General features: G+C 76.4%; 16 protein-coding genes. 8 read left to right on the plus strand and 8 right to left on the minus strand.

Going from position 1 to position 15,955, the window contains the following annotated elements; genetic code table 11:
• Nucleotides 1-14: 14 nt before the first annotated feature.
• Both BLU95_RS17910 and BLU95_RS17915 read left to right on the plus strand, forming a co-directional pair.
• Nucleotides 15-857, plus strand: a complete 843-nt coding sequence (locus BLU95_RS17910) for an ABC transporter ATP-binding protein (RefSeq protein ID WP_173862073.1) — start codon at nt 15-17, stop codon at nt 855-857.
• An 87-nt stretch (nt 858-944) separates the two neighbouring features.
• Nucleotides 945-1,934 (plus strand): ABC transporter substrate-binding protein, encoded by a 990-nt coding sequence (locus BLU95_RS17915; RefSeq protein ID WP_093860908.1) that lies wholly within the window; start codon nt 945-947, stop codon nt 1,932-1,934.
• Between the two features lie 57 nt (nt 1,935-1,991).
• Here the strand turns inward: BLU95_RS17915 and BLU95_RS17920 are convergent, their stop codons facing one another.
• The 3 genes from BLU95_RS17920 to BLU95_RS17930 form a co-directional block, all read right to left on the minus strand.
• On the minus strand, nt 1,992-3,536 hold the full coding sequence (locus BLU95_RS17920; RefSeq protein WP_093860909.1) for a protein kinase domain-containing protein: 1,545 nt from the start codon (nt 3,534-3,536) through the stop codon (nt 1,992-1,994).
• A 489-nt stretch (nt 3,537-4,025) separates the two neighbouring features.
• On the minus strand, nt 4,026-5,345 hold the full coding sequence (locus tag BLU95_RS17925; protein ID WP_093860910.1) for a hypothetical protein: 1,320 nt from the start codon (nt 5,343-5,345) through the stop codon (nt 4,026-4,028).
• Entirely contained in the window at nt 5,342-6,193 is an 852-nt protein-coding gene (locus BLU95_RS17930; RefSeq protein ID WP_231978789.1) for an RNA polymerase sigma factor, read from the minus strand. The genes BLU95_RS17925 and BLU95_RS17930 overlap by 4 nt, the downstream gene beginning before the upstream one ends.
• 360 nt (nt 6,194-6,553) lie before the next feature.
• Here BLU95_RS17930 and BLU95_RS17935 point away from each other — a divergent pair, with 360 nt between their 5' ends.
• The 4 genes from BLU95_RS17935 to BLU95_RS17950 all read left to right on the plus strand — a co-directional run bounded on the left by BLU95_RS17935 (nt 6,554) and on the right by BLU95_RS17950 (nt 9,955).
• Entirely contained in the window at nt 6,554-7,246 is a 693-nt protein-coding gene (locus BLU95_RS17935; RefSeq protein ID WP_093860912.1) for a hypothetical protein, read from the plus strand.
• A 211-nt stretch (nt 7,247-7,457) separates the two neighbouring features.
• Entirely contained in the window at nt 7,458-8,162 is a 705-nt protein-coding gene (locus BLU95_RS17940; RefSeq protein WP_093860913.1) for a VC0807 family protein, read from the plus strand.
• Nucleotides 8,163-8,379: 217 nt separating this feature from the next.
• On the plus strand, nt 8,380-9,120 hold the full coding sequence (locus tag BLU95_RS17945) for a tyrosine-protein phosphatase (RefSeq protein WP_093860914.1): 741 nt from the start codon (nt 8,380-8,382) through the stop codon (nt 9,118-9,120).
• A gap of 67 nt (nt 9,121-9,187) precedes the next feature.
• Entirely contained in the window at nt 9,188-9,955 is a 768-nt protein-coding gene (locus tag BLU95_RS17950) for a Clp protease N-terminal domain-containing protein (RefSeq protein WP_093860915.1), read from the plus strand.
• A 55-nt stretch (nt 9,956-10,010) separates the two neighbouring features.
• On the opposite strand, the gene BLU95_RS17955 is transcribed toward BLU95_RS17950, so the two are convergent.
• On the minus strand, nt 10,011-10,502 hold the full coding sequence (locus BLU95_RS17955; RefSeq protein ID WP_159424920.1) for an NUDIX domain-containing protein: 492 nt from the start codon (nt 10,500-10,502) through the stop codon (nt 10,011-10,013).
• 64 nt (nt 10,503-10,566) lie between these two features.
• Entirely contained in the window at nt 10,567-11,004 is a 438-nt protein-coding gene (locus tag BLU95_RS17960) for an SRPBCC family protein (RefSeq protein ID WP_093860917.1), read from the minus strand.
• 170 nt (nt 11,005-11,174) lie between these two features.
• On the opposite strand from BLU95_RS17960, the gene BLU95_RS17965 reads away from it, so the two are divergent.
• Nucleotides 11,175-11,510: an STAS domain-containing protein gene (locus BLU95_RS17965; protein WP_159424921.1), complete on the plus strand. Its 336-nt coding sequence runs from the start codon at nt 11,175-11,177 to the stop codon at nt 11,508-11,510.
• On the opposite strand, the gene BLU95_RS17970 is transcribed toward BLU95_RS17965, so the two are convergent.
• From BLU95_RS17970 to BLU95_RS17980, 3 genes are all read right to left on the minus strand, one after another.
• Nucleotides 11,415-12,395, minus strand: a complete 981-nt coding sequence (locus BLU95_RS17970) for a sigma-70 family RNA polymerase sigma factor (RefSeq protein ID WP_093860919.1) — start codon at nt 12,393-12,395, stop codon at nt 11,415-11,417. The genes BLU95_RS17965 and BLU95_RS17970 overlap by 96 nt on opposite strands.
• A gap of 141 nt (nt 12,396-12,536) precedes the next feature.
• The gene (locus BLU95_RS17975) at nt 12,537-12,800 is read right to left on the minus strand and encodes a hypothetical protein (RefSeq protein WP_159424922.1); all 264 of its coding nucleotides are present in this window, start codon (nt 12,798-12,800) and stop codon (nt 12,537-12,539) included.
• Between the two features lie 138 nt (nt 12,801-12,938).
• Nucleotides 12,939-13,205 (minus strand): UBP-type zinc finger domain-containing protein, encoded by a 267-nt coding sequence (locus BLU95_RS17980; RefSeq protein WP_093860921.1) that lies wholly within the window; start codon nt 13,203-13,205, stop codon nt 12,939-12,941.
• Between the two features lie 77 nt (nt 13,206-13,282).
• Between BLU95_RS17980 and BLU95_RS17985 the strand changes: the two genes are divergently transcribed.
• A complete protein-coding gene (locus tag BLU95_RS17985) occupies nt 13,283-15,928 on the plus strand; it encodes a lysylphosphatidylglycerol synthase transmembrane domain-containing protein (protein WP_159424923.1) in 2,646 nt (881 codons plus the stop codon).
• The last annotated feature ends 27 nt before the right edge of the window (nt 15,929-15,955 follow it).

The raw sequence follows: 15,955 nt of genomic DNA on the forward strand, positions 1-15,955 counted from the left end.
TCGTGGAGGTCCCGATGCTGCCCGACACCGAGTCGGCCGATCCCGTGAAGCGGGTCTCCCACCGCCTGGAGGCGCGGGACCTGACGCTCGCCTACGAGTCCCGCACCGTCGCCGAGGGGCTCGACCTGCGGATCCCGGACGGCCGGGTGACCGTGATCGTCGGCCCGAACGCCTGCGGCAAGTCCACCCTGCTGCGCGCGCTGGGGCGCCTGCTGAAGCCGGTCCGCGGCGCGGTGCTGCTGGACGGCGAGGAGCTGGCCCGCGTCCCCACCAAGCGGATCGCCCGGCGGCTCGGGCTGCTGCCGCAGTCGCCGTCCGCCCCCGAGGGCATCGCGGTCGCCGACCTGGTGTCGCGCGGCCGCCAGCCGCACCAGAGCTGGTGGCAGCAGTGGTCCGCGGAGGACGAGGCCGCGGTCGCCGAGGCGCTGGAGCGCACCTCCACCGCGGAGCTGGCCGAACGCGGCGTGGACGAGCTGTCCGGCGGGCAGCGGCAGCGGGTCTGGATCGCCATGGCGCTCGCCCAGGGCACCGACATCCTGCTGCTGGACGAGCCGACCACCTTCCTGGACATCGCGCACCAGGTGGAGGTGCTGGACCTGGTCCGCCGGCTGAACGCGGAACGCGGCCGGACGGTCGTCGCGGTGCTGCACGACCTCAACCAGGCGGCCCGGTACGCCGACCACCTGGTGGCGATGAAGGACGGGCGGATCGTCGCCCAGGGCCCGCCGGCCGAGGTGGTCACGGCGGAGCTGGTGCGCGAGGTGTTCGGGCTGGAGTCGGTGGTGGTGCCGGACCCGGTGACCGGCACTCCGCTGGTGGTGCCGGGCGCGCCATGGGCGGCCACCGTGGACGCATAGCGACGTTTTACGCACCAATTCGGACATAATCGACGCGCTGCCGTGTCCTTCCGCCCGTCTGCGCTGTCCGAGCCGCCCGAGGTGCCGATGTCCCCGATCACCCGCCGCACCCTGCTGACCGCGCTGCTCGGCGGGCTCGGGGGCAGCGCGCTCAGCGGCTGCACCGAGCGGTCCGCCGCACCCCCGCCGATGGACCTCGCGGCCGTCGCCGAGACCCCCTCCCCCACCCCGCCGCCGAGCGTCACCGTGGCCACCGTCACCGGCCCGGTCACCGTGCCCGGGGCGCCCGCGCGGGTCGTCGTCCTGGACACCGCCGAACTGGACTCCGCGCTCACCCTCGGCATCACCCCGGTCGGCGCGGCCCGGGCGGCGGCCGACGCGGCCCTCCCCGACTACTGGCCCGCCTCCCGGCTCGCCCCGATCGCGTACGTCGGGCCGATCGGCGCCCCGGACCTCGCCGCCGTCCGCGCGCTGCGGCCCGACCTCATCCTGTCCAACCAGGCCCGGGACGGCGGCCGCTACGACGAGCTGCGGGCGATCGCGCCGACCGTCCTCACCGCCACCACCGGCGCCACCTGGAAGGCCGATCTGCAGACCCACGCCGAGGCGCTCGGCCGGCAGGACGCCGCGGCGGCGTTCATGGCCTCGTACCAGCGGCACGTCAACCAGGTGACCGCCGCGCTGGCGAACGCCAGGGCGGGCGGCCGGAAGGTCAGCCTGGTCCGCTTCGTCGAGGGCGGCGGGATCCGGCTCCACGCCCGGCAGACCTTCCCCGGCTCCGTCCTCGCCGATGCCGGCGTCCCCCGGCCCGACTCCCAGAACGTCGACCGGCCCGACCTCGAACTCCCGCCGGACCAGCTCGCCAGGGCCGACGGCGACCTGCTCCTGTACGCCGGCTACGGCGACCCGGAGCGCAACGGCCTCACCGCGACCCTCGCGAGTCCCGGCTGGCAGGCCCTGGAGGCCGTCCGGGCCCACCGCGCCTTCCCCGTCGACGACCAGCTGTGGTTCCAGGGCATCGGCTGCACCGGCGCCAACTACCTCCTCGACGAGCTCCAGCGCTTCCTCGGCGCCTGATCCGCCCGCCCGAACCGTCCGGCCCGCGGGGCACGCCCGCCGTCCTCCGGGCGCGGGTCAGTCGTCCCGGTCGGCGGTGGCGTTGAGCGAGGTGATGAGGGACGAGAGCCGGGAGTTCCAGTTCTGGTAGGTCTGGCCCTCGATCGCGTGCCGCTTGGCGAGGTCGCGGACGGTGCGCTGGGCGCTCTTCAGCTTGTTCGCGGCGTCGTCGGGGTGACCCTCGTTGAGCCGGGCGGTGGCCTCGTCGAGGGTGCGCAGCAGCTCGATCTGGCGGGCCCGGTCCTTCTCCACCTGGGTCTGCGCGATGCTCTGGCGAAGGGCGTTGATCTGCACCAGCGGGGCCTGGTTGTGCGGCGGCTGGGTGGTCGGCACGGCCGGGGGCGGCGCGGACGGGGTGGTGGCCGTCGGGGCCGGGACCGGAGCCTGCGTGGGCGTGGGCGTGGGCGTGGCGGCCGGGGTGACCGGCGCGGTCGCGGTGGGCCTGGCGGACGGCGCGGTCGCGTCGGGCGTGGACGGGTCGTCGAAGGCGGTGAGGGCGAGCATCGCCGCCCCGGCCGCACCGGCCAGGCCCAGGGCCCCGAACACGATCGGCCGGCGGCGGCTCTCCCGTACCGGCTCGGCCTGCGGGAACGGGTCGGCGGCCGGGATCGGCGCCATCACCGAGGTGGGCGCCGGCGGCGCCGGCTGCGGCGGCAGCAGGGTGGTGTGCCGCTGGTCGGCCGGCGGCGGCGCGGCCTGCGGGAAGGCCGCGGCGAGCAGCTCGGTGGTCGGGTCGGAGGGCACCAGCCCCGGGACGCAGGCCAGCAGTTCGGCCCGCGCGGCGGCCGCGTCGGCGGGGCGGTCGGCCGGCTGCTTGGCGAGCAGCCGCAGCACCGCCGCGTCCAGGGCGGGCGGCAGGCCGGGCCGCCGGACGGAGGGCGGCAGCGGCAGCTCACCGACGTGCTTGTAGGCGATGCCCACCGGGGTCTCGGCCGCGAACGGCGGTGCGCCGGTGAGCATCTCGGTGAGCACGCAGCCGACCGCGTACAGGTCGGTGCGGCCGTCCAGCGCGCTCGCGGTGGCCTGTTCCGGCGACAGATAGGCGGCGGTGCCGAGCACCGAGGCGGTCTGGGTGAGGTTGTGCGAGGAGCCCGCGCGGGCGATGCCGAAGTCCACCACCTTCACTCCGCCGTCGTGGGTGATCATGATGTTGCCGGGCTTGATGTCCCGGTGCACCAGACCCGCCGCGTGCGCGTGGGCCAGCCCCTCGCAGACCGCCGCCGCGATCCCGACCGCCTGCTCGACCGGCAGCCCCGGGCGCTGCGCCAGCAGCACGGCCAGCGACCGGCCCTGCACCAGCTCCATCACGATGTACGGCGAGCCCTGGTCCAGGCCGGAGTCGAAGACCATGGCGATCCTCGGGTGGACCAGCATCGCGGCGTGCTGCGCCTCGCGGCCGAAACGCTCGGCGAACCTCGGGTCGTCGGCGAGCCCCCCGTTGAGGACCTTGACGGCCACCTGGCGGCCCAGCACGTGGTCCACCCCGCGCCAGACGGTGGCCATGCCGCCGACGCCGAGTATCTCGACGAGTTCGTAGCGCCCGTTCAGCGCGCGTCCGATCACCTGGCACCGCTCCCCTCGGAGGCCCTGTCCGGGGTCCCGGACCGCCTCGTGCACGTGTGCACGATAGCCCCCGGGGGCGACCGGCCGGTCCGCCGACGGCCCGCCGCGGGAAGGGGTGGCGGCCGGGGAACCGGGCAGCGGATCCCCGACCGCCGGCTCGTGGTCGTGCCCGGTGGAGGGTCACGATCGGTGCGGTGCGGCAGGTCGAGCGGGTGCCGGCCCGCCCTGACTGCGGGCGGGCGGGCCGGCGGGGGTCCGGACCGTCCGGACCGGCGGCGCGTTCCGGGGTGCGCCGGCCGGTCCGGGCGGACCGGCCGGGTGGACGGTGGGCACGGGGGGGCCGACCGTCCGCCCGGGGTCCGGGTGGAGCGGGTACTGCGGTGGTGCGGTCACTGCGGTGGAGCGGGCACTGCGATGGAGCGGGGTGGAGCGGTCCGGATGAACGACGGGCCCGGGGGGATTCGCCCGCCGCTCATCCGGAGTTCTGGGTCACCTCCGGTTGCCCGGGGTGCTGTCGGGTCGTGCCGTGCGGTCCGCGCCCGGCCCCGGTCCCGGCCCTCCGGGCGGGTCCGCCGCGGGTGGGACGGTGGCGGTCCTGGGTGTGCGGCCGTTGCCGCCGTCACCGTTGCCGCCGCCGTTGCCGCCGGCCGTGTTGCCCGTGCTGCCCGGACCGAAACCCGGACCGACGCCACCAGCCACGGCCGCGGAGCCGCCGTCCTTGTTCCTGCCGCCCTGGCTGTCGCCGCCCTGACCGGTGCCGCCCTGACCGGTGCCGCCCTGGCTGTCACCGCCCTGGCCGTCGCCACCCGGGCCGGAGCCGCCGCCGGATCTTCCCGAGCCCGAGCCGGAACCGGAGCCCGGTCGGGTGGCCCCGGAGCCGGAGCCCTGGCCGGAGGTGTCCTGGTGGTCGTCGTCGCCCGGGCGCAGGAGCGCCCGCGCGCAGTACTCCGCCACCTTGTCCGGCCCGCCGGCCGCCGCGACCAGCACGCCGAACTGCGGGTCGGCGACCAGCAGCCTCGGGCGTTCGCCCTTGCCCGCCCGGTCGGCGAACGCCTTGCACAGGGCGGCATGGGCAACGGGGGCCGAGGAGCCCCGGCCCTCCTCCGGGGTGCGGGCGGGCGGCTCCTTGGCCCGCTTCTCCGGCCCGGACGGATCGACCGCGGTCGGATCCGCGGCGGCCGGACCGCCCGAGGCGGTGGCGGGCCGGGACGGACCGGCGGACGACGCGCCGCCGCTCGCGCCGGCGGTCGGGCCGGGGGTCGACGGCGGGTTCGCCGGCCGGGCGGCCGGTGCCTCGGACCTGCCCGTCGGGCCCGCCGACGCGGCGGAGCTGTCCGGGGCGACCACGCCCCGGTGCGGCTGGTCCGAACCGCCGCCCAGGGGGACCGGCAGATTGCCCGTGCCGGCCGCGACCGCGACCCCGCCCAGCGCCGTGGCACCGAGCACGACGGCAGCGGCCTTCGTACTGAAGGCCCTGGTCAGCGTGGCGGTGGCCATCGAACGTCTCCGGACGGGTGCGGGTGCGGCGGGTACTGCTGCGGCGGACGCGAGACGAGCCTCCCGGAACGCGGCCAGGGCCGCCTCCTCCCCGGCCAGTTCGCCCCCCGTCGCCGGCGCCGCGGCGGCGGCGAGCACACGGGCGACCTGGTCTCCCGGTCCGGCCTCGGACCGGGGGGACCCCGTGCGCCCGGTGCTGCCGTCCGGGCCGGTGAGCGAGGCTTCCTGCCCGGCCGGCGGGCCGCCCACGGCACCGGCGAGCAGCTGCTCGGCGGTGTCACGGTCGATCCGACGTGGTCGGTTGGTGCTCATCTCATGTCCTTCAGCGTCGCGGCCCGGCGTTCTGTCACACCCTGGGGAGAACTTTTTCTCGCGGATCTTCCACGGCCCTGCCGCACGGTCCCGCTGCCCGCCGGACCGTTGTCGGGGACCGACCGCGAGGCCGGGATCCCGGCACCGGCCGCACCACCGCCCCCACCCGTCGGGAAGGACTGCTCCAGCAGTTCGGCGAGCCGCTTCAGCCCCCGGTGCGCGGCCATCCGGACACTGCCGGAGCGCTTGCCGAGCACCTGGGCGGCGCTGTTCGCGTCCAGCTCCATCACCACCCGCAGCAGCACCGCCTCGGCCTGGTCCCGGGGCAGCCGGGAGATCAGCGCCAGCGCGTCCGAGGTCCCGACGGAGGCGAGCGCCGCCCCGGCCGTGTCATCCCCGCCGGCCAGCTCGGCGAGGTGGTCGAACGGCAGGTCCGCGACCGGACGGCGGCGCCGGGCCCGCAGGTGGTCCAGGGCCCGGTTGCGGGCGACCGTGGCGGCCCAGCCGCGGAAGCCGTCGCCGTCCCCGGCGAAGGTGCCCAGGTCGCGGGCGATCTGGAGCCAGGCCTCGGAGGCGATGTCCTCGGCGTCCTGGGCGTCCTCGGGCCGGCCGCCGACCAGCACCCGCAGGTAGCGGAGCAGACCCGGCTGCACGCTGCGGAAGAGGAGCCGGAAGGCCTCCTCGTCCCCGCGCTGGGCGGCCCGGACGGCCTCGGTCAGATCGACGGGGGCGGGGGCCTCGCGCGCGGGCGGGCCGGGGGGCGGGCCTGACGTCGTGACCGGTCCGGACCGGCCGACGGGGCTGTCGGTGCCCGCTCCGGGGCGTTCTGCACTCTGCACCCGCCACATCATGCGCCATCCGGGCGAACGCCCCGGCCCGGTGGACCCGACCGTTACCCGCTCCGGCACCGGCTCGGTCGGCGGGCGGCACCGGGGCGGGGAGCCGACGGCGCGGGGGCGGTCGGCGGGCGGCACCGGCGCGGCGTGCGGGCGGCACCGCGCCCGGCGGCGCGCGCCCGCCGGGCCCTTGGGCGGCCCGGGCGCGGGGCGAAGGTCCCGGGGCCTGCTGGCCTTCGCCCACGGCCGCGCGGACACCGCCCGCCTACGTTGGAGGTGAACGACCCGTTCCGGCCGCCGCCGCCCGCGCCCCGCCCCTCCCGGGCCCCGGGTGCCGCCGAGAACTGCCTGCTCCGACCCCCAGGAACCGTCATGACCACCGCCCGCGAGTTCCACGAACGCGGCCTGCGCGACCACCTCGCGCCCGCGCTCCGGCTCCTGGGCCTCACCGGCGGGCGGCGGACCTTCGCCCTCCCCGACCCGACCCACTGGGCCATGGTCGGCGTGGTCGAACGGCAGGCCGGTGACCGGGTCCGCTACACCTTCGACCTGAGCCTGGTCCGCCGCGCCGACTGGTCCGCCGCGGCCCTCCCCGGACCGCGCCCGGACCCGCGCGCCGTCTACGGCATCGAGTCCTGGCGGTCCCGGATCGGCGAGCTGCTGCCGGTGCGGGAGGACGTCTGGTGGGAGGTCCTGCCCGGGCCGCGCTGGCAGGTCGCGCTGGACGACTCGGTGGCCGCCGTCCGCCACTACGGGCTGCCCGAGCTGCGCCGCCGGCTCGACCGGGAGCGCGACGGCGGCACCGGCGAGACCTATCTGTCCGCCGCCGAGCTGGAGCAGGTCAACACGATGCTGCTGGCCGTCCCGGTGGCCCGGATCCAGCGTGCGGAGCTGGTCGGCACGGCGCTGGTGCTGACCGGTGCCTGGACCCGGGCGGACACGGCCGCGCGCACGGTGCTGCGCGGCGTCGCCCAGGGGTTCCTGTCGGCCGAGGACGAGCGCTTCACCGCCGTGCACTGCGCGGACACCCTGGGCCGGGCACTCTGGGAGTTCGAGCGCGACTGACCGGACGTCAGGCCGACGCAAGGTCAACTCGGCCACCGGACAGAGGAGTCGGCAGCACAGCGGCACCGTCACGGCGCGCGCCGTGACAACTGTCATGCGGATCCCGCAACGGACGGCACTGCTGGGCAACGGGCCCCGATCGGAACACTGGAGGCACGACGGAGCGGGCAACGGCCCGCCGACCGAGCAGCCAGTCCGGGGAGGACCCACCATGAGCCAGATCACCGCCACCAGCGCCGCCAGCGCCGCCAGCGCCGCCGCGACCGGTACCGCCAAGGCTCCGCAGCCGCTCGTCAAGGCCCTCCGCCCGCTCGCCGTCGACATCGCCGGCCCGCTCGCCGCCTACTACCTCCTCCACTCCGGCCTCGGGGCGAGCGAGTTCGCCGCCCTCGCCTGGAGCAGCGTGTTCCCGGTCGCCCGGACCGTCCTGGGCCTGGTCAAGGACCGGACGCTGAACCGCTTCGCCGCCCTGATGCTCGGGGTGAACCTGGTCGGCCTGCTGCTCACCGCCGTCAGCGGCGACGCCCGGCTGATGCTCGCCAAGGAGGCCGTGCTCAGCGGCTTCACGGCCCTGGCGATCCTGGGCTCCGCGCTGACCGCGCGACCGCTGATGTCCGCCGCGCTGCGGCCCTTCCTCACCAAGGGCGAGACCGCCAGGGAGGCCGCCTGGGACCGGCTCGCCGCCGGCTCGCGGCCGTTCCGGCGCTACGAGCGGCTGTTCTCCGTGGTCTGGGGCTCCGCGCTGCTCGCCGAGTGCGTGGCCCGGGTGGCCGGGGCCTTCACCCTGCCGGTGGCGACCATGGCGTGGCTGTCCACGGTGCTGCTGGTCGGCGCGATCGCGGCGGGGTCGCTGCTCGGCCAGGCCGCCGCGCAGCCGATGGAGAAGCTGGTCCGCACCGAGGCCGCCGCCGCCTGAGCGGCGCCCGGACGCCGACCCGCCACGGTCGGACCGCTGCCCGGCCACGATCGGTCCACGGTCGGACCACTGCCCGGCCACAGTCGGACCACTGCCTGACCGCTGTCGGACCGTCACGCTCTGATCATCGGACGATCCGAGGAACCATCCCGCCCCACCGGTAGTCCACATCACGAGGGGGTAACGGGACCCCCTCGCCGAGGAAAACGGGGACCTGATGAACCGGGCAGAAGCGCGCACCACCGCCACCGAGGACCGCACGCTCGTCTGGGACGGCTGCCTCAACGTCCGCGACCTGGGCGGACTGCCCACCACCGGCGGCGCCCGCACCACCCGCCGCGCGATCGCCCGGGCCGACAACCTCGACCGCCTCACCGCCGAGGGCTGGGACGCCCTGCTCGACCACGGCGTGCGCACCGTCGTCGACCTGCGCAACATCGAGGAGTACAAGCCGCTCCTCCCGCTCCCCGGGGACGTCGAACTGGTCCGGGTCCCGCTGGACGAGCTCGCCGGCCCCGACTGGTGGCAGACCTACGGCCGGCTCGACGGCACGCCGCTCGCCCTGCGCCCCTATCTGGACCACTGCCCGCACGCCGCCGCCGAGTTGATCGCGACGATCGCCGGCGCCCGCCCCGGCGGACTGGTCGTGCACTGCGGCGCCGGCCGGGACCGGACCGGCCTCGCCGCGCTGCTGCTGCTCGCCCTCGCCGAGGTCGAGCCCGCCGAGATCGTCGCCGACTACCTGCTGAGCGCCCCCAATGTCCGCCCCCTCTACGGCATGCTCGGCCTCCCGGACCAGTACCGGCGGATCGACGCCGTCCTCGCCGAGGCCGGCACCACCGCCGAAGCCGCCGTGCACGCCGCCCTCGCCGGCCTCGACCCGGTCGCCCGACTGACGGCCGCCGGCGTCTCCGCCGCCGACCTCGCCGCCGTCCGCGGCCGGCTGCTGGCCCCCTGATACTCCAACTCGCCCAATCGTCAACCGATGGTTGACGATGCGGCATCGACAACCTACGGTTGACGGCATGGAGAATCCGATCGTTCCCAAGAGCACTCCGCTGCGCCTCGACGACCTGATCGACGCGATCAAGAAGCTCCACCCGGACGCGCTCGACCAGCTCTCGGACGCCGTCATCGCGGCCGACCACCTCGGCGAACTCGCGGACCACCTGATCGGCCACTTCGTCGACCAGGCCCGCCGCTCCGGCGCCTCCTGGACCGACATCGGCCACAGCATGGGCGTCAGCAAGCAGGCCGCCCAGAAGCGCTTCGTGCCCAAGGACCCGGCCACACCCAACGACCTCGACCCCAGCCAGGGCTTCGGCCGGTTCACCGACCGGGCCCGGCACGTGGTGATGGCCTCCCAGGAGGAGGCCCGCCGGGCCGGGAACGCCGAGATCGGGGCCGAGCACCTGCTGCTCGGCCTGCTGGTCGAACCCGACGGCCTGGCCGCGCGGGCGCTCGTCGACCAGGGCGTCACCCCGGAGGCACTGCGCACCGCCGCGACGGCGGTGCTGCCCGCCCCGGCCGCCGAGGTGCCGGCGCTGATCCCGTACGACGCCCGGGGCAAGAAGGCGCTGGAACTGACCTTCCGGGAGGCGCTGAAGCTCGGTCACAACTACGTCGGCACCGAACACATCCTGCTCGCGCTGCTGGAGCTGGAGAACGGCGCCGGAGTGCTGGACGACCTCGGTGTGCGGAAGGAGGGGATCGAGCGGTTCGTCGTCGAGATCCTCGCCGCGTTCCTCCAGCCGGGCGGCGACGGCACCGCCACCGGCACCGAGCAGGGCTGACCGGGACCGTTCCGGGGGCCGCGGGACGGGCGCGCCCCCGGGACACCGGTCGCGGTCAGAAGCCCGACACGTGGGTGGTGACGATCCGCACCCCGCCGTCGGCCTTCGCCTCCAGCGCCGCACGGAGCCGCAACGAGCGCGCCGGGCCGAGGAGTTCGAGCGCCTCGTGGTCCTCGACCCAGCGGTGGTCGTCGAGCTCTCCGGCCGGGACGGTCACGGGGGTGCCGTCCGGGACGCTGCCGAAGTCGAACAGGAAGTGCCCGGCCGGATGGTCGAGTTCGCCCGAGGGGTGGGTCCAGGAGACGGCCAGCAGTTCACCGGCCTCGCGCACGATGCCGGTCTCCTCCAGCAGTTCCCTGGCCGCGCACTCGGCCGGCCCCTCCCCGAGGTCGATCGTCCCGCCCGGGAACTGCCAGTGCTCCCGGTAGCCGGCCTTCACCAGCAGGATCCGCCCGGACGCGTCGCGCAGGACGCACCCCGCGGCCGCGTAGATCCGCGGCAACGAGGCCAACCACTCTTCACGGGACTTCAACGGCTCGACCGGCACGGCGGGCCCTCCTCGGGCTCGGGGACGATGTGCGCCCCACTCTGCCAGCCGGGGCCGGCCGGCCTCAGCGACGGGCCGCGAGGTGCTCGACCAGCCGGTCGAAGCTGGAGTTGTGGCCGGCCTCCGCCTCCGGGCCCAGGTACATCGCCGGGACGTTCTCCTGCTCCATCCGCACCTCGGTCCGGCCGTCGCCGAGGTCGGTGAGGGTGATCCGGCCGGTGAGGCCGACACCCTCCTCCAGGAACTCCAGCAGCTCGCCCTCGCGGACCGCGGTGAACCGGCCGCGCACCGGGTAGCGGTCGCCGGTGGCCTCCAGCACCATCGTGCTGTCGAAACGCCCGCCCACCTCCGGCTCGATGGTCACGGTCTCCAGCGGGACACTGGTGCCGACCGGGCCCCAGAAGCGGACGAACTGCTCCGGCTCGACATACGCGCGGAACACCTCGGCGGGGGTGGCGGGCAGCTCGCGGACGACGGACAGGGTGCCGAGGTTCTCGGTCATCGTGGCGGTTCCCTCTGTTCGGTGCGCGCGGCCCGGTGCCGCGCTTTCGGAGGGGTAGACCGGGCGGCCGGGCGAAACTCATCGCTCCCCGGCGAAGTTCTTCCGGAGGACTTTCCCGAGAACTTTCCGGCGGGCCGATGAGCCCCGGGCGCCGGAGCGGTCTCCCCTGGGTGAAGACCGAAACCCGGACATCCGCCACCCCTCCGTTGATCTGCGACCTGGGCGCGCTGGCCGCCCCCGACCTCGCCGTGGTCGACGCCCTGGCCCGGCTGCGGCGCGCCGCGGCCCGGCACGGCGTGCGGCTCGTCCTGCGCAACGCCAACGGCCCGCTGCGCGAACTGCTCGCGTTCAGCGGGCTGGCCGCCGTGCTCCTCGCCGAACCGGACGAGGAGCACGGCGAGGACCCCGGGCTACTCCCCGGCCTCCAGCCGAGGGGGCAGACCGAACAGCGGGAAGAGCACCTCGGTGTCGAGGAAGTTGGTGACCCCGGTGATCCGGCCCGCTGACACCTCCAGCACGATCAGCGACCACGGCTCGTGCCCGCCCGCCGGGCTCGGCCGGTACTGCCCGAACGCCTGGCTGCCGTTGGCCACCACCGGCACCAGCCGGGAGCCCCGGCAGCCGCTCCCGGGGCCGAGCATCCACTCCCGGATGTCCGCGTGCCCGGTCAGCCAGAGCGCGAACGGCGGCATGTTGAGCGTGACGTCCTCGTGCAGCAGCGCCGCCAGACCGTCCATGTCGTACGCCTCGAACGCGGCGACGTACCGGGCCAGCAGGGCCCGGTGGTCCTCGTCCAGGGTCGGGGCCGGGCGGGTCGCGGCGGGGTCGGCGGCGAGCGCGGCCCGGGCCCGCTGCAGCGCGCTGTTCACCGAGGCGACGGTGACACCGAGCAGTTCGGCGACCTCGTTGGCCCGCCAGCCGAGCACCTCCCGGAGGATCAGCACCGCCCGCTGCCGGGGCGCCAGCCGCTGGAGCGCGGCGACGAAGGCCAGCCGCACCGACTCGCGCTGCGCCGCCACCTCCGCCGGGTCGGCCGTCTCGGCCAGCACCCGGCCGTCCGGCGCCGGGCCGAGCCAGGCGATCTCGGGCAGTCGGGCGTCGGTCGCGGTGGCCACGGTGGACGGGCCGGCCAGATCCATCGGCCGGGCCCGGGCGTTGCGGCCGTTCAGCGCGTCCAGACAGACGTTGGTGGCGATCCGGTAGAGCCAGGAGCGCAACGCGGCCCGGCCCTCGAAGCCGCGGTGCCCGCGCCAGGCCCGGACCATGGTGTCCTGCACGGCGTCCTCGGCCTCGAACACCGAGCCGAGCATGCGGTAGCAGTACCCGGTCAGCTCCGTCCGGTACCGCTCCAGCTGGAGCTCGACCGGCTCCTCCGTCATCAGCTCGGCCATCGCCCTCGCCCCCCGCTCGCCCGCCGACCTCGATCACCCCGAACGTACCGCAGGCCACCGACAGCGCCACCGGCAGCGCCGCCCCGCGCCCCGGCCGGCCCTGACCGCACGTCAGGCCGGAGACCGGGGCGCACCGGCGGTTCAGTGCGCGCTGTGCTTCTCGGCCCCGCGGTGGCGATGGCCCTTGAGTTCGGCGTGGTGCGCGGGCACGGAGTGCGGGACGGCGGTCGCGGAGTCCCGGCCGCCGTGCCGGAAGGCGGCGCTCGCGGTTCCGGCGGCGGCCCGCGCGGTGCCGGCCGGACGGGGCGGGAGCGCGATCGGCATCGTGGCCATCCCCCGGCGCTCCAGCAGCTCCTGGGTGCCGCGGCGGAGCTTGTGCGGGCTTCCCGCTGTTTGCCTGGTCATCTCGGCTCCCTTCGGCGGCCGCCGGCCGGACAGGCGCCGACCGAGGACCGTACGGGCGTTATGTCCAGATCTGCCAGGAGTTACACCTCGACCCACGGGCACCCGGACGTCAACCCGGCCGGAACGCCGGCCGGGCCGTCACCCCATGAGCTCGTGGACGTAGCACCAGCGCCAGTCCTCCCCCTGCTCGTAGGAGCGGATCACCGGATGGGAACTGTTGTGGAAGTGCGCGGTGGCATGCCGCTGCGGCGAGAAGTCGCAGCAGCCGATGCGGCCGCAGTCCAGGCAGAGCCGCAGGTGCACCCAGTCCCGGCGCCCCTGCGCCAGGCAGTCGGCGCAGCCGTCCACGGGTGGCAGGGGCGCGAGGTCCCGGGGTGCGGCGGCGAGGTCTTCGCAGGCGCTCATGGGACGCAGGGTAGTGACGGCGGGCCCGCCCCGCGCCCCGAGACACGCTGCCGGGGGCTCGTGGGAGCATGCCGTCCGTGGCGGATGTGGCGGGGAACGCGACGAACGGCAGGACCGGCGGCACGGTCGAGGGCACGGACGACAGCACGGGGGGCGGCAGGTCGGGCAGCGCGGCGGACGGCGCGGTGAGCGGGACGGCGGACGGCGCGGCGGGCGGCCCGTCCGGCGGGGCCCCGCCCCCGCCCGGCCCCCCGGGCATAGCCGCCACCGGCCGGCTCCGGCAGCCGGCCGCGCTGATCCGGCTGCTCGCGGGCCTCTGCGCGATCGCCCTGACGCTGCTGTCCGCCGACTACGCCCGCGCCACCACCAACGGCCTCGCCGAGGACGTCGGCGGTGCCGCCGCCCTGGTCCCGCACCCGCTGGGCGGCGTCGCCACCGGCCTCACCACGGCCGCCGTACTGCTCCTGCCCGGCTGCTCGGCCGCCCGCCGGCTGCTCGCCCCCGGGACGGACCGGCGGCACGTCCTCCAGCAGCTCGCGGACGGCGTGCTGGCCGCCGTCCTGGCGTACGGCGTCACGCTCCTCCTCGCGCTGTGGATCGACGGCCCCGCGCCGTTCTCCCTGGTCTCCGCGCTGACCCGGCCGCTGCCCGGCGCCCCGCTCGCCCACACCGAGCCGGTCTACGGCTACCTGGCCCCCGTCCTGGCCTTCCTCACCGCCTCCGCGTCCCGCGAACGCCGGGTCCCGTGGACCGTCCTCACCCTGTCCGCACTGGCCGGCATCGCCGCCGGGGCGGCCACCCCGACCGCGCTGCTGCTCGGCGTGCTGATCGGCTGGACGGCCGCCCACGGCACCCGCTGGGCCGTCGGCACCCCGGACCCCCGGCCCCGGCGCGGACAGCTCCTGCACAGCCTGCGCGAGGCCGGCCTGCACCCGGTCTCCGTCACCCCGGACGGCCCCGACCGCTCTCTGGTCCGCCAGCACGGCGACCGCCCCGACCTGGACGTCCAGCTGCTCGACCGGCAGGCGGTCACCGCCGCCCTGGTGCAGCGGGTCTGGCGCCGGCTGCGACTGCGCACCGCCCCGCACCCGCGCGCCCTGCGCTCCCTGCGCACCGGCCTGGAGCACGAGGCCCTGGTCTCCTACGCGGCCGTCGCCGCCGGGGTCCGCACCCGCCCGGTCGCCGCCACCGCCGAACTCGGCCGGGACGCCGCGCTGGTCGCCTACCTGAGGCTGCCCGGCCGCACCCTGGACGAGCTGGCCGACGAGGAGGTCACCGACGCGCTGCTCGCCGACGTCTGGGGCCAGCTGGCGCTGCTCCAGCGGCGCGCCATCGCGCACCGCGCGCTGGTGCCCGCCGCGCTGCTGGTCGACCCGGCGGGGGCGGTGCACCTGGTGGGCCTCGCGGACGGGGACATCGCGGCCGGGGAGCTGGTGCTGCTCAGCGACGTCGCCCAGCTGCTCACCACGCTCGCGCTGCGCACCGGGGCCGAGCGCTCGGTGCGCGCGGCGGTGTCGGTGCTCGGCCCGGACGCGGTCGCCGCCGCCCTCCCGCTGCTCCAGCCCATCGCGCTGGCCCGCGGCACCCGGGCGGCGCTCAAGCAGGCCGCCCGGCGCGATGCCGCGACGGCCGCGCCCCGGGTGCCCCCGCAGCGCACCGGTCCGGAGGCGCCCGCCGCCGACCCCGCGCCCGCGGCGGACCCGGCCCCCGCCACCGGCCCCGACCTGCTGGACCGGATCCGCGCCGAGGTGCTCCGCGGCCGCCCGCAGGCGCCGGTCCGGCCGGTCCGGCTGGAGCGGCTGCGGCCCCGCACCCTGCTCGCCGTCGTCGGCGGCGTGGCGGCCGGATGGCTGCTGCTGCCGCAGCTGTTCGCCACCGAGCAGAACCCGATCGCGACCATCGCCGACGCCGACCCGTTCTGGCTCGCCCTCGCCGTCCTGGCCGCGGCCGCCGGTCATGTCGCGGGGGCGATGGGCTTCGTCGGCTTCGTCCCGGAGCGGCTGGACTTCCGCAACGCCGTGCTCGCCCAGCTGGCCGGGTCCTTCGTCAAGCTGGTCTCCCCCGGCGGGGTCGGCGGCGTGGCCCTGAACACCCGCTTCCTCCAGCGGGCCGGCATCCCGACCGCGCAGGCGCTGTCCAGCGTCGGCGTGGGCCAGCTGCTCGGCCTGGTCCTGCACCTGCTCCAGCTCGGCGCGTTCGTCTACCTGACCGGGGTCGAGCCCGGCGGCTCCGAACTGGACGCCCTGCCGGCCGTGGCCGGCGGCCTCGCGGCGGCGGGCGCCCTGCTCGCCGCGGTGTCCGCGGTGCCGCCGGCCAGGCGCTGGCTGGCCGCCCGGCTGCGCCCGCTGACCGCCGAGGTGCTGCCCCGGCTGGTCGAGCTGCTGCGCAACCCGGGGCGGCTGGCGGTCGGCTTCACCGGGCAGCTGCTGGTGTCGCTGACCCTGATCGCCTGTCTGTACTGCTGCGCCCGCGCGGTCGGGCGGGAACCGTCCTTCGCCTCGGTCGGGGTGGTGTTCCTGATCGGCAACGCGGCCGGGAACGCCGCCCCCACCCCCGGCGGGGCGGGCTTCGTGGACACCGCGCTGGCGAGCCTCCTGCAGGTGTACACGGACGGCGGCGGGGCGCTGGCCGCCGTCGCGCTCTTCCGGCTGCTCACCTTCGTCCTGCCGGTGCTCCCCGGCTGGGCGGCGTTCACCTGGCTCCAGCGCCGCGGGGCGCTGTAGCCGCCCTCGTTCCCGGGGCCGGTCCGC

It is taken from the genome of Streptomyces sp. TLI_053 (assembly GCF_900105395.1).
Lineage (GTDB): Bacteria > Actinomycetota > Actinomycetes > Streptomycetales > Streptomycetaceae > Kitasatospora.